Source organism: Hymenobacter metallicola (assembly GCF_004745645.1).
GTDB lineage: Bacteria > Bacteroidota > Bacteroidia > Cytophagales > Hymenobacteraceae > Hymenobacter > Hymenobacter metallicola.
The window spans coordinates 663,181-675,486 of record NZ_SRMB01000002.1; the positions used below are offsets into that span (position 1 = coordinate 663,181).

The following is a 12,306-nucleotide window of genomic DNA, read 5'->3' on the forward strand; positions in this document are numbered from 1 at the left end:
CGAAAAAGCCGGTTTGCGCAAGGCAGAACCGGCTTTTCTAGTACGGCAACCGTGGAGCTAGGTTACTCATCGGAGCCGCTACGGTCGCGCTTGAGTTGCTTGCGCAGGCGCTTCACCCGGTCGTCGAAGCCGTCGGGGTCGTAGCTCACGTCTTCCACGTCGAGCTGGTCGAGCATGTCCATCAGCGCATCGGGGTGGTCGGTGCGGGTGGCGCTGGCGACGCGCACAAAGGCCATTTCCGACCACAGTACCGATTTCAGGCGCTGCCCATCCTCGCTGAGCATCTGCATTTCCACCACTAAGTTGGAGTTGTCGAAGTGAATGAGCTGGGTGCGAATGCGCACGGTTTCGCCGTGGTTGGCGGGGCGCAGATAGGCAATGTGGTGCTTGGTGATAACCCAGCCGGCGCCTTCTTCCTTAGCCAGTTGGCCCAGATTGAGGGCATAGTGCTCGGTGGTGTGGTCTTCGCGGGCATTAAGGAAATAGTCGAGGTAGCGGGCATTGTTGAGGTGGCCCAGCATGTCACAGTCCTGAAAGTGGATGCGGTAGGTGGTTTCGGGCGTTTGCAACAGTTTGGCAGCCATAGTGCGGTAGGTTGGGCGTATGGAGTAGAGGGGCAAAGTTCGCGGAAACGGCGCAGACTGCCGATTTCGGCTACTCCGGCAGGCGGAATGCATCGGCACGCACCTGGTTGGCCGCCGCTTTGCGGGCATCCGTCGGGCTGTCGAATACAATAAGCAGGTGGTCCTTGTCAATCATGCCCATGCCCTCGGCCTTGTCCTGTCCGGCGGTAGGGCCGTGGCCGTGGGGCACATCGAAGAGGCGGCGAATTTGGTCGGGCCCAATCAGGCTGTCGGTGGGCTGGCTCAGGGCGTTGGGCCAGCGGTACACGGCAATGGTACCGTCGAGGTCCATGGTAGGGCCGGCCAGCAGGTACAGGTCCTCGCCCGACTGGCGCAGCTCGCGCAGCCCCATGCCCCCCAGGGCCAGGAAGTGCTTTTTGTAATACTTCTGCTCGCCCCCGATTTTGCCTAAACGCAGGCGGCCGTGCTTGTCGAGCTCGGGCAGCAGCTCCAGCACAATGGCCCAGCCGCGCAGCACCGGCCCGCGCAGGCCCACAAACAGGCGCCCGTCGGTGGTAGCAGCCAGGCCCTCGATGTCGAAGCCGTTGTCTTTACCGGGTATTTTCATGAACGGCTTCAAATGGGGGTCTTCGGCCAGCAGGTCCATCAGCTCGTTGGTTTCGGTGCTGCCGTGCAGCTGGGCCGCTTCCAGCACTTCGCCGGCCTTGGTGGGGTGCGGGGCCGATTTAACCAACTCAAAGTCGCCGGTTTTTTCATTCAGCACCAGCGGAATCCGGGCCAGCAGGTAGCGGTTAGGGTCGCTGCTCACTTTGGTGAGCTTGGCAATCTGCTTGGCAACGTCCTCGTGCTCGTGGTCGGGCTTTTTGCGCTTGAGGCTGTGGGAGCCAATGACCCAGAGGTAGTGGTCGGCTTCGGCCAAGCCCTCAATGTCGATTTCACATTCCTCGTCGGCGGGCAAGTCCAGCAGGTCGGTGAGCTGGAAGGAGGCGTGCTGCCCGTACTCGTGCGGGCCGGTACGGCGCAACCGTTCAATGGTGGTGCGCTCATCACAGCTCAGCCACAGGTTGTCGCCGGTGCAGAGTACCGTCGACAGGCCGTCGCGCACGTGCTTTTCGTCGGCGTTCAGGCTCAGCTTGGGGTTGAAATGCAGGGTATAGGCTTGGGGGCGCATGATCAGGGAAGGGTTAGGAGTAAACAGCAAACGGCCCAACCCGTGCAGGGTTGGGCCGTTTGGGAAGCCGGGTACTGTCGAGCACTGCGAAGTGCAACCCCACGGCACAGCAGACCTAGCCTTTCTTCTCGCCTTCTGCTGGCGGGCCCAGTACTTTTACCTTGTCGGTTTTGGTCAGGCCCGACAGGACTTCTACGTTGATACCGTCCGACAAACCGGTTTTGACCAGGCGCTTCTGGAACTGCTGCGGGGCCGTTTCCACTTCTACAAACACGCTGTCCTTGTTGACTTTCCCGAATTGGAGCAGGCTTTCCCGAATGGCCAGTACCTGGTTGCGGCGGCCCAGCACGATGTCGCCGTTGGCCGAGTAGCCGGCCCGCAGAAATTGCCCCGGCTTGAGGCGCACGTTGGCCCGCACCTGAAACTTGATGGCGCCTTCCTCCGTGATGCCCTTAGGGGCAATGTACTCGAGCGTAGCCGGAAAATCCTCGCCTTCCAGAGCACCTACTTTCAGGTTCAGGTCCATGCCTTCACGCACCTTGCCCACTTCGCTTTCGTCGATTTTGCCCTCAAACACCAGGCTTTTCATATCGGCAATGGCGGCAATGGTGGTGCCCTCGTTGAAGTTGTTGCGCTCCACTACCGAGGAGCCGACTTTGATGGGTACGTCGAGCACCAGGCCCGTAATGGTGGAGCGAACCATATTGGAGGCCCCGCCGGTATTGCGGGAAGCCCCGCGCTGGGCAATCTGCAGGTCGTTTTCGGCCGCGTCGAGGGCCTGCTTTTTGGCGCGCACGTCGGCCAGCAGGCGGTTGTATTCCTGCTCGGCAATAACTTTCTGCTCAAACAAGGGACGCTGCCGGTTTAGCTCGATTTGGGAAGTTTCCAGCGCCACGCGAGCCGCCTGAATGTTGTTCTGGGCGTTGTTTACGTTGGCCGCATTGGCCACCGTGCGGATGCGGGCAATGAGCTGCCCTTCCTTAATTGGCTCCCCGGCTTCCACGAACAGTTCCTCCACAATACCCGACACCTGGGGCTTGATCTGGACCTCGCGCCGGGGCACGATGCTGCCCGTGGCCACGGTTTTCTTCACGATGTCGGTCAGAAAAGGGGTTTCGGTTTTGTAGGTCACCGGGTCGGTGTGGGCCTGCTTCCAGAAGTAACGCACCAGCCAGCCGAAGCCGGCCAGCAGCAGCAGCACCAGAATGCCGAGGAAAATTCGTTTCATGGTAATAAACGGGGGTTTGGGCGGCTCATACGGCGCCTGGTAGTCGTGGGGCGGACGCGCCGGAGCCGGGCGGGACTCCACTTCGACCGTTTCGTCTGACAGTGCTTGGTTGTTCATAGCCGGGCCCTTCCGGGGGTTAGGTTAAGAGAAGTTGAGTAGCAAATACATGCCGTTATTCATCTTTGAGGGCCACCACGGGCTGCACCCGGGCGGCAATAGTGGCCGGAACCAGGCCGGCCACGCCACCGGCCACGACCAGCAAAACCACCGCCGTGAGGGCCACGCCCAGATCAACCTGGGGGTTGGCAAAAAAGCCCACGTCCTGGCCCGCAATCAGCGAATTGATACCGGCCATGAGGGCCGTGCCGCACAACAGCCCGATCAGGCCCGCGGCGGCGGTAATGACGATGCTTTCCTGCACAATCAGGCTGATAATGCTCCAGGGCGTGGCCCCCAGGGCCTTGCGAATGCCGATTTCCTTGGTGCGCTCCTTCACCACAATGAGCATGATATTGCTCACCCCGATGATGCCAGCCAGAATAGTACCGATGCTGACCAGCCAGCTGAAGCCCGAAATACCGGTAAACAGCCCCTGCACGCGGGCATATTCCTCTTCCACATTAGCCGAGCCAAAGGCCCGGTCGTCGGTGGGGGCTACTTTGTGCTGCCGGGCCAGCAGCTGCTTCACCTTGGTTTCGACGACGGCGGCCGGAATGCCGGGCTTGGGAATCAGGGCGAAGTAGCCCACCTTGTTGACTTGGTTGAACGTGACCTGCAGGGCCGTGAGCGGAATCATGATGGTTTGGGCATCCTGCTGGGCATTTTCCGGCTTGCCTTCGGCCTTGAACAACCCCACCACCCGGAAGAAGATACCCTTGATGCGGATTTCCTTGCCCAGCGGATTTTCCGCGCCAAACAGGACCTCCGCCACCCGGTCGCCGATGATGGCCACCTTGCGCCGCTCGTTGATGTCGATATCGTTGATAAAGCGGCCGGCCGTCAGGTTCAGGGCCTTCACGGCCGGGTAGCCGGGGTATTCTCCGTTTACCGAGAAAGTTGAGCTTTTCGTACCATACTGCACCGTGAAGGCCCCGTCCAGGGAGCTGCGGGGCAGCACCACGCCTGCCTCGGGCACTTCCCGCAGAATAGCGGCCACGTCGTCGTTATTGAGTTGGATGAAGCGGCCTACTTTCAGCCCTGCGTAAGGCACACTGGTACGCTGGGTCCAGACGAACACCGCGTTTTTGGCCACGTCGAACTCCTTTTCGACCCCATTGCGGAAGCCCTTGCCCGAGCCCAGCAGCACCACCAGCATGAAAATACCCCAGAATACCCCAAACGCGGTGAGCCCCGTGCGCAGCTTGTGGCGGCGCACCGTGGCCCAGATTTCGCTCCATTTGTCGAGGTCAAACATTACTTGTCAGCTAAGTCAGCAGGTAGGGTTATTCAGCCCGTAAGGCCTCAATGGGTTTTACGTTGGCGGCTTTCATGGCCGGAATCAGGCCGGCCACCGCGCCGGAAATGACTAACAAAGCCGTGGCGCTGAGGGCCACCGTCAGATTCACTTCCGGATGGTCGAAGTAGGAGGACGTGCCGCCGGCCTTTTCGAGCATGTAGCGCACAAAATCCAGCAGGGCCACGCCAAACAGCAGGCCCAGGTAGCCCGACAGGCTGGTAATAACCACCGACTCCTGCACCACCATGCTGATAATGCTCCAGGGCGTGGCGCCCAGGGCCTTGCGGACGCCAATTTCGCGGGTCCGCTCCTGCACGATGATGAGCATGATGTTGCTCACGCCCACTACGCCGGCTACCAGCGTCAGCACCCCGATGACACTCACAAACAACTTAATACCAGTGAACAGGCCTTCAAACCGCTTCACTTCCTCCTCGTTGTTTTCCAGGTCCAGGGCCTGCTTGTCGGCCGGGTCGAACTGATGGCGCCGGGCCAGCAGCACCCGCACCTGGTCTTCGAGCTGCTTGACGGGCGTACCCTTGGTGCTGCTGATGCCGATGCGCTGCACCTGGTTGTACTGGTTGAAGGTGGTCTGGAAGGTGCTGAACGGCACGAAAGCCCGCTCCTCGTTGCGCCCGTTGTTGCCGGTGTGGGTAAAGATGCCCACCACTTTGAAGAAAACGCCCTTCACCTGCACGTACTGCCCAATGGCCGGCTGGTCGCCAAACAGCACCTTGCGCACCTTCTCCCCCATGATTATCACCTTGCGCCGCTCGATGCCATCCAGGGGGCTGAGCAGGCGGCCTTCGGTCAGCTTTTCGCCGTTGAGCTGGAAAAACTCGGCCGTGGCTCCGAACACCTGGTAGGAGCCGTTCTTGGTTTTATTAACGATGGTATACTCGCCAAACAGGCGGTTGCGGGAAGCCAGCAGCTCCACGCCATCCACCTGCTGCCGAATGGCTTCCATGTCGTCGTTGGTGAACTTGAGTTCCCGGCCCGGCTTCAGCCCCTGCCAGGGCAACGAGGTTTTGCCCGCACTCACGAACATGCTGTTCATGGCCCCGCCGCCAAACTCCTTCCAGATACCGTTCTCCATCCCCTTGCCCGCGCCCAGCAGGAGCACCAGCATGAAAATACCCCAGAATACCCCGAAAGCCGTCAGGAAGGTGCGCAGCTTGTTGCGACGCATCGTCCCGAGGATTTCCTGCCATTTGTCGAGGTCAAACATGGGTGCTTATTGTGCTGATGTGCTATTAGAGGAACGAGGCCCCGATTGACGCGTCAGGAAAGCTCTACGGCTAGCCTTACCGCGCCTATTGAGCCACCTGCCAACGCTTATTTCTTGATTACTACTTCTACTCCCCGCCGCAGCTCCGACGGATTTTCTCCAGGCGGCGCACCACGTCTTTTACCGTGGCCTCATTGGTCGTGTACAGGGGCAGCTCGAAGCTGGTAGAGCTGCCTTTCTTCTGCTTGGCAATCTTGATTTCGTAGTGCCGGGGCTCGTCCTCGTCGCCTTTCTCCAGGGCATAAGTCAGCGACGTGACGTCGGCCCAATCGAAGCTCATCTTCAGCTCGAAGTACCCCTTATCCATGCTCACAGCCCAGCCCGAGCCGCTACCGCCGTAGCTCACGGCCAGGGGCTTGGGCATATCCACGTCGGCCTCCTTGTCGCGAATGATTTGCTCGGCCCGGCAGCCTTTGAGCGCCAAGTGCACATACTGCTTGGGCTTCTGCGGATTCTGCATCAGCTGGTCGAGCTGCTTCATCAGGGCCTGTTGCTCGGCCGGTGTGCCCTGAGCTTGGCTGCGGGTAGCGGCGCCTAAAGTGCCCAAGAATGTCAAGGCGAAAAGAACTGTTTTCATGATAAGAACCGAAAAGAACGAAGACAACCTATAGCACCAACTTACTCGTTCACAATCAGCCCGTCGCGGATGCGGATCAGGCGCTGAGTTTGGTCGGCAATGTCATTTTCGTGGGTCACGATGACGACCGTCATGCCTTCCTTGTTCACGGCCTTGAAAATATCCATGACCTCCTGCGTGGTCTGCGTATCGAGGGCCCCGGTGGGCTCGTCGGCCAGAATCAGCTTGGGCCGGCTTATCAGGGCCCGGGCGATGGCCACGCGCTGCCGCTGCCCGCCCGAAAGCTCGTTGGGCAGGTGGTCGGCGCGGTCGGCCAGGCCCACCCGGTCGAGATACTCCAAGGCCAGCTTGTTGCGCTCCCGCCGGCTTACTTTCTGATAATACAGCGGCAGGGCCACATTTTCCAGGGCGTTCTTGAAATTCAGCAGGTTAAACGACTGAAACACGAACCCCAGAAACTGATTCCGATACTGCGCCGCCCGGGCCTGCGACAGGTTCCGGTCGATGCGGGTGCCGGCCAGGGTGTAGTCACCCTGGTCGAAATCGTCGAGGATGCCCAGGATGTTGAGCAAGGTGCTTTTGCCCGAGCCCGAGGAACCCATGATGCTTACCAGCTCGCCCTCCCGAATATGCATGTCGATGCCTTTAAGCACCTCCAGCCGGTTGTGTCCCACTTCGTAGGTTTTGCGAATATTCCGGAGTTGGATCATAAGGGCAACCGTAGAACTATGTAATATGCTTTACAAGGTAGCATGTAATACAAAGTATGCTGTTTTCCAGCGAAAAGCAAAGAAATCCGAGTACTTTTTCTGCAAGCCGCGACCATGCTTGGTGGTGGCAACTGGCGGATAGATGGAGGCGCCACCCCAAAGGTTGCCTGGATGCCGTGGAATATAGCAAAAGTTGATTACAGAAGAATCCTTTTTGACCTTCCTAAACTCCTACCTTGGGGGCGCCACTCCCCCACTTCTGACCCGTAGCCATGAGTTTTACCCAGCAAGTTGTTTGGATTACCGGAGCCTCAGCCGGCATTGGTGAGGCCCTGGCCCGCGAATTTGCCCGCGCGGGCGCCCGGCTGGTACTTTCGGCCCGCAACCAGGCAGAGCTAGAGCGGGTAGGAGCCGCCTGCGCCCCGGCCCACGTTCTTATCCTTCCCCTCGATTTGGCCGACAGCAGCGGGTTTGCCGCCTGCGTCGAGCAGGTGTTGGCTCATTATGGGCGCCTGGATATTCTGGTCAACAATGGGGGCATCAGCCAACGCTCCCTGGCCCTGGCAACCAGTTTGGAGGTGCACCGACGCCTGATGGAGGTCAACTATTTCGGCACGGTAGCCCTGACCAAAGAAGTGCTGCCGCACCTGATTCAGCAGGGCCGGGGCCAGGTGGTAGTGGTCAGCAGCCTGGTAGGCAAGTTTGGCTCGCCTTACCGCAGTGCCTACGCGGCCTCCAAGCACGCGCTGCACGGGTTCTTCGACTCGCTCCGGGCCGAAATCTGGCAAACCGGCGTGAGCGTGACCATCATCTGCCCGGGTTTTGTGCGCACGGGGGTTTCCATCAACGCCCTGACGGCAGATGGCAGCCCGCAGCGCACCATGGATGAGGCCACCAAGCAGGGCCTGGCACCGGAAAAGCTGGCTCGTAAAGCCATACGGGCCATTGCCCAGCACCGGCAGGAGGTCTATATCGGGGGCCGCGAAACCCTGGGCGTGTATTTGAAGCGGTTTGTGCCCGGCCTGTTCAACCGGGTGCTGCGCACGGCCCAGGTGCGCTAACAGAAGTTATTTGGTAGAGCGGCGGGCCTGCATCTGGGCCTGCATCTGGCGCTTTTTGGCTTGGTACTGCTTGTACTGCGTGGGCGTCAGGGTGGCCTTGAGCTGCCCTTCCGAGTCGGCATTAATTTTCTTGAGCTCCGTCATCAGTGCGGGTTGGTTGCCGGCGTATTGCTTGCGGGCCTCGTTTACTTTTTCCACCGTTCCGCTTAAAATTGCCCGCACCTTGCCCTGCTGGTCGGGCAGCAGCTTCAGCTCGTCGGTCATCACGTCGGTCAGGTCGCGGGCGGCAGCTTTGGGTACGGGGGCCGGCGCCACCGTCACCGATTTGGCTTCCGGAATATCCGCCTTTTGCCGACGGGCACAACCAAAGGTGACGGTGCTGAGCACCCCTAATACAAGCAAGGACCGGGAAAAGAGCATAGGGCGAGGAGGTGAATTGGGCATGCATACGCGAAAACCATACCCGGCGGTTACCCGGCTGGCTTTTGTGTTGCCTGAGCATTCCTCATGCGCTATTGCCCAGCCACGGTTACCCGGCTGCTGGACAAGCTAACCGTCGGGGTGCTGGCCTTCATTTCCTGGGCCGTATGGTGGGCCAGGGCCATAATTGTCAGCATGGGATTTACCCCGCTGCAGGCCGGAAAGGCCGAGGCATCGGCGACGAACAGGTTGCGAACCTCCACCGTTTCTCCGTTGGGGCCTACCGGGTGAGTTGCCGCATTGCCGCCAATACGGCAGGTACTCATTTGGTGGGCACTGTAGAGGCTGAACTGATTGGGTTTCCAGCCCAAGTGGGGCAGGTTATCGAGCACCTCGGGGTTGTGCAGCACTCCCTCGGCCGCGTGCAGCGTGGGCAAGGAGCCGTGGGGCAGGTATACTTTGCGGGCTCCGGCGGCCACATGAACCTGGGCGGCGGCCCGCACCCCGGCCAGCATACTGGCCCGGTCGAAGTCGCTCAGCACATAATCGATAAGGGGGGCGCCGTGCTTGTCGATGCTGACGCGGCCGCCGTCCCGGTCCCGGGTCAGCACGATGAAACTGCCCAGGTGCGCGGCTTCCAGCATCATTTGCTTGTGCTGCTCCCCACTAAGCCAGGGCAGCACCATAGCCATCAGCCCGGCGTGAGCGGGCGGCGTTTCAAGCTTAGCGCCAAAGTTGGTGCCGTTCAGGCGGGTGAAGCTGTCATTCACGACCGACATACTAGGGCCGTGCCAGGGGTTCATCGGATGCGGATAAACTCCGGAAACGGCCACCGTGGGGTGCAGGTGCAGGTGCTGGCCGATGTGCGGGTGCTGCAGCCCGCTGCGCAAGAGCAAGGCGGGCGTCTGCACCGAGCCCCCGGCCACAATGACGCGCTTGGCCCGCACCGTAATGCGTACCACCCGCCCGTCGGCGCTGGTATGCAGGGCTTCGGCCCCGGTTGCCGCTCCGGCCTGCACGGTCACTTTCTCCACATACGTATCGGCCAGCAGCCGGGCCCCGTGCTGAAACGCCTGGAGCAGATACGTATTCAAAGTGCCCTGCTTGATGCCGTACCGGTCGCCCATGGTGCTATAGCCCAAGCCCTGGAAGTGCTGCTCCGAGTCGGAAAGACCCTTTTCGTTGCGCGGAATCAGCTTCACGTCTTGCCCCAGCTTACGGGAGCCATCCCACAGCGCCTGATTTTGCCCATTGTGCCGGGTATAGGCCGTATTTACGCTCAGGGCCTGCGCTACGGCATCGAGGCTGTATTTGAACTGCTGGGAAGTGAAATGCGGCGCTTGGTGTTCCCGGGCCCACTCCTCCAGCACATAGTCGGGCGTGCGGAAGGAGCCGGCCCAGTTGACGGTAGTGCCGCCGCCCAGGCAGCTGCCGGCCAGCAGCGCGACACCCCCATCCTGGGTTGTCAGGGCACCTTTGGCATCGTAGAGCTTGCCCATCATATCTACTTCGCGCTGGGTAAAGTCGCACCCGTGGCAGTAGGGACCTTTTTCCAGCACCAGCACGTCGTAGCCCGCGGCCGCCATTTCGCCGGCCACTACCCCACCACCGGCCCCACTGCCGATAACCAGCACGTCGCAGTCGTACGCCGTGTCGGTAGTAGGCTGCAGCGTGCGAATTGGCTTGGGGGTATCCACTACTTCATCGGGCAGCGGCCCGGGGTAGCCCATGCCTTGCCAGGCCTGGTTGCCCAGCTCGGCCGAGGAAGAACCGTAGTACAAAAACACCATCAGCTTGCGCAGGGCATGAAACCCTTTGCGCAGTTGCGGTACATTGCTCTGAGCCCAGCTGCGTAGCAGGTGCTGGCGCTGGTCCATATCCAGGCGCACGAATGGCTTCAGCGGACCAAACCACGTCAAGCCCAGCATCGGGTTGGCTAGCAGCCCCAGCAGCTTTTCAAACTCCTGCTGAGCACCCCGGGGCTGGGCACTCAGCACTTCGGCCACCTTCTGCATATCAATACCCTCGGAACCGGCCCGGGCCCAGAAGTCGGGCTGTTCGGAGCGCCCGGGCAGGGCCGGAATAAAGGTATCGGCGAGGGCCCGCAAGGTGGGATGATGAGCAGCGGAGAGAGTCATGGGCGGGAGAGAAAAGCGCGGAGCCCCCGGACCGGTGTGGCAAGCCGGGGTTCTGAAAAGTTCGTCAATTTCTCCCAGATAGTAGGCATGCCTCCTATATTTTCCGGGCTAAGCCCGCCGACTTCGCCCCTGCACTTGTCTACGCTCAGAACAAGCGCATCAGCCAGTCGATCATCTTCTGCACCTTACTCGTGTAGGGCGGATACATTAGCTTGATGCCGGTGCGGCCGGTACGCTGCTTAAGCACTGCCTTTTCATTGGAGAAAGCCAGAAAGCCGTAGTGCCCGTGGGCTTTGCCCATGCCGCTGTTGCCCACTCCGCCAAAGGGCAGTTCGGGGTGAGCCAGGTGCAGGATGGTTTCGTTGACGCAGCAGCCACCCGCCGCCACATGTTGAATCAAGTAGCGCTGATTCTCGGCATTCTGCGTGAACAGGTACAGCGCCAACGGCCGCGGACGAGCATTCACGAAGTCGGCGGCTTCCATCAACGTGCGGAAGGGCTGTATGGGCAGCAGAGGGCCGAAAATTTCTTCCTGCATCACCCGGCTTTCGGGCGAGGCTCCCAGCAGCAGCGTGGGCTCGATGAAGCACTGGCTACCGTCCACAATCCCGCCCATTGCCACTTGGGCCCCTTCGCGCTGGGCATCTTCCAACAAACCCGAAAGCCGGGCAAAGTGGTGCTTGTTAACGATGCGGGCGTAAGAATCGGAATGCACTACGCCTTCACCTTGGGGGTCGTAGAAGCGCCCGACGGCCTGCCGCACCTCCTGCACAAACCGCTCCTGCACGCTTTCGTGTACCAGCACGTAGTCGGGCGCCACGCAGGTTTGCCCGGCATTAATGAACTTGCCCCACACGATTTTCTCGGCGGCGTCGCGCAGGTTAGCCGTAGCGTCGATGAGCACCGGCGACTTACCACCCAGTTCCAGCGTCACGCTGGTCAGGTGCTCGGCCGCGGCCCGCATCACGACTTTGCCAATGACAGGGCTACCGGTAAAGAAAATGTGGTCGAAGGGCAGGCGAAGTAGCTCCGTGGCCACGTCTTTGTCGCCTTCCACGACGGCTACCTCGGCGGGGTCGAATAGCTCCCGGGCCATGCGGCTGAGCAGTGCAGCCACGGCCGGCGTCATCTCCGAGGGTTTGATGATGCAGCAGTTGCCGGCGGCCAGGGCCGAAACCAGCGGGTCGATGGCCAGATAGAAAGGATAGTTCCAGGGTGCTACAATCAGGCAAACCCCTTTGGGCTCGTAGTACACCCAGGAAGTAGTGCCCAGCAGCGACATAGGCGTACCGACCCGGCGCGGGCGCATCCACTGCTTCAGATGCGCGAGCGTGTGCTTGATTTCCACCTGGGACGACCAGATTTCGGTAACATCGGTTTCAGCCCGGGGCTTGCGAAAATCGGCGTACAGGGCATCTTGAATGGCGACGCGGTTTTGTTCAATCCACTGGCCAAGCTTGCGCAGTCGCCCGGCCCGGTCTTCGGCGGACGCCCGGCGCAGTACTGGGGCCCGCAGCTGTTGTCGCGCAAACAGAGCGGCAGGCGAATCAGCCACAGGGGCTAGAGTAGGAACTACAGCCGGGCCAGAAATCATCGGGGCAGGTAGAAATAAATGGGAAATAGCCTAAAGTACGCAAACGAGCCGTAAAAGCTGTCGTTTGCCTACTTTAGGC

General features: G+C 60.6%; 11 protein-coding genes. 1 reads left to right on the plus strand and 10 read right to left on the minus strand.

The annotated features are described in order from the left end of the window. Positions 1-62: 62 nt before the first annotated feature. The 7 genes from E5K02_RS13555 to E5K02_RS13585 form a co-directional block, all read right to left on the minus strand. A complete protein-coding gene (locus E5K02_RS13555; RefSeq protein WP_167856397.1) occupies positions 63-584 on the minus strand; it encodes an acyl-CoA thioesterase in 522 nt (173 codons plus the stop codon). Between the two features lie 70 nt (positions 585-654). Then, positions 655-1,755: a DUF3616 domain-containing protein gene (locus E5K02_RS13560; protein WP_135395347.1), complete on the minus strand. Its 1,101-nt coding sequence runs from the start codon at positions 1,753-1,755 to the stop codon at positions 655-657. 115 nt (positions 1,756-1,870) lie between these two features. Continuing rightward, on the minus strand, positions 1,871-2,983 hold the full coding sequence (locus E5K02_RS13565; protein WP_135395349.1) for an efflux RND transporter periplasmic adaptor subunit: 1,113 nt from the start codon (positions 2,981-2,983) through the stop codon (positions 1,871-1,873). Between the two features lie 172 nt (positions 2,984-3,155). Beyond that, positions 3,156-4,397: an ABC transporter permease gene (locus E5K02_RS13570; protein WP_135395351.1), complete on the minus strand. Its 1,242-nt coding sequence runs from the start codon at positions 4,395-4,397 to the stop codon at positions 3,156-3,158. A 28-nt stretch (positions 4,398-4,425) separates the two neighbouring features. Then, the gene (locus tag E5K02_RS13575) at positions 4,426-5,667 is read right to left on the minus strand and encodes an ABC transporter permease (protein ID WP_135395353.1); all 1,242 of its coding nucleotides are present in this window, start codon (positions 5,665-5,667) and stop codon (positions 4,426-4,428) included. A 127-nt stretch (positions 5,668-5,794) separates the two neighbouring features. Beyond that, the gene (locus E5K02_RS13580; protein ID WP_135395355.1) at positions 5,795-6,304 is read right to left on the minus strand and encodes a hypothetical protein; all 510 of its coding nucleotides are present in this window, start codon (positions 6,302-6,304) and stop codon (positions 5,795-5,797) included. A gap of 41 nt (positions 6,305-6,345) precedes the next feature. After that, the gene (locus E5K02_RS13585; RefSeq protein ID WP_135395357.1) at positions 6,346-7,014 is read right to left on the minus strand and encodes an ABC transporter ATP-binding protein; all 669 of its coding nucleotides are present in this window, start codon (positions 7,012-7,014) and stop codon (positions 6,346-6,348) included. 272 nt (positions 7,015-7,286) lie between these two features. On the opposite strand from E5K02_RS13585, the gene E5K02_RS13590 reads away from it, so the two are divergent. Further along, positions 7,287-8,075, plus strand: coding sequence for an SDR family oxidoreductase (locus E5K02_RS13590; protein WP_135395359.1), 789 nt, complete (start codon positions 7,287-7,289; stop codon positions 8,073-8,075). A gap of 6 nt (positions 8,076-8,081) precedes the next feature. Here the strand turns inward: E5K02_RS13590 and E5K02_RS13595 are convergent, their stop codons facing one another. The 3 genes from E5K02_RS13595 to E5K02_RS13605 all read right to left on the minus strand — a co-directional run bounded on the left by E5K02_RS13595 (position 8,082) and on the right by E5K02_RS13605 (position 12,188). Further along, complete coding sequence (locus tag E5K02_RS13595; RefSeq protein WP_135395361.1) at positions 8,082-8,495, minus strand: hypothetical protein; 414 nt, start codon at positions 8,493-8,495, stop codon at positions 8,082-8,084. 92 nt (positions 8,496-8,587) lie between these two features. Then, the gene (locus E5K02_RS13600) at positions 8,588-10,633 is read right to left on the minus strand and encodes a GMC family oxidoreductase N-terminal domain-containing protein (RefSeq protein WP_135395362.1); all 2,046 of its coding nucleotides are present in this window, start codon (positions 10,631-10,633) and stop codon (positions 8,588-8,590) included. Between the two features lie 145 nt (positions 10,634-10,778). After that, entirely contained in the window at positions 10,779-12,188 is a 1,410-nt protein-coding gene (locus tag E5K02_RS13605; RefSeq protein WP_240737276.1) for an aldehyde dehydrogenase family protein, read from the minus strand. Positions 12,189-12,306 lie beyond the last annotated feature (118 nt).

What these genes read in the sequence shown, in the direction of transcription:
- E5K02_RS13560 (WP_135395347.1), bottom strand. Translation starts at nt 1,755, where the DNA reads ATGCGCCCCCAAGCCTATACCCTGCATTTCAACCCCAAGCTGAGCCTG.
- E5K02_RS13565 (WP_135395349.1), bottom strand. Translation starts at nt 2,983, where the DNA reads ATGAAACGAATTTTCCTCGGCATTCTGGTGCTGCTGCTGCTGGCCGGC.
- E5K02_RS13570 (WP_135395351.1), bottom strand. Translation starts at nt 4,397, where the DNA reads ATGTTTGACCTCGACAAATGGAGCGAAATCTGGGCCACGGTGCGCCGC.
- E5K02_RS13600 (WP_135395362.1), bottom strand. Translation starts at nt 10,633, where the DNA reads ATGACTCTCTCCGCTGCTCATCATCCCACCTTGCGGGCCCTCGCCGAT.
- E5K02_RS13590 (WP_135395359.1), top strand. Translation starts at nt 7,287, where the DNA reads ATGAGTTTTACCCAGCAAGTTGTTTGGATTACCGGAGCCTCAGCCGGC.
- E5K02_RS13575 (WP_135395353.1), bottom strand. Translation starts at nt 5,667, where the DNA reads ATGTTTGACCTCGACAAATGGCAGGAAATCCTCGGGACGATGCGTCGC.
- E5K02_RS13555 (WP_167856397.1), bottom strand. Translation starts at nt 584, where the DNA reads ATGGCTGCCAAACTGTTGCAAACGCCCGAAACCACCTACCGCATCCAC.
- E5K02_RS13595 (WP_135395361.1), bottom strand. Translation starts at nt 8,495, where the DNA reads ATGCTCTTTTCCCGGTCCTTGCTTGTATTAGGGGTGCTCAGCACCGTC.
- E5K02_RS13580 (WP_135395355.1), bottom strand. Translation starts at nt 6,304, where the DNA reads ATGAAAACAGTTCTTTTCGCCTTGACATTCTTGGGCACTTTAGGCGCC.
- E5K02_RS13585 (WP_135395357.1), bottom strand. Translation starts at nt 7,014, where the DNA reads ATGATCCAACTCCGGAATATTCGCAAAACCTACGAAGTGGGACACAAC.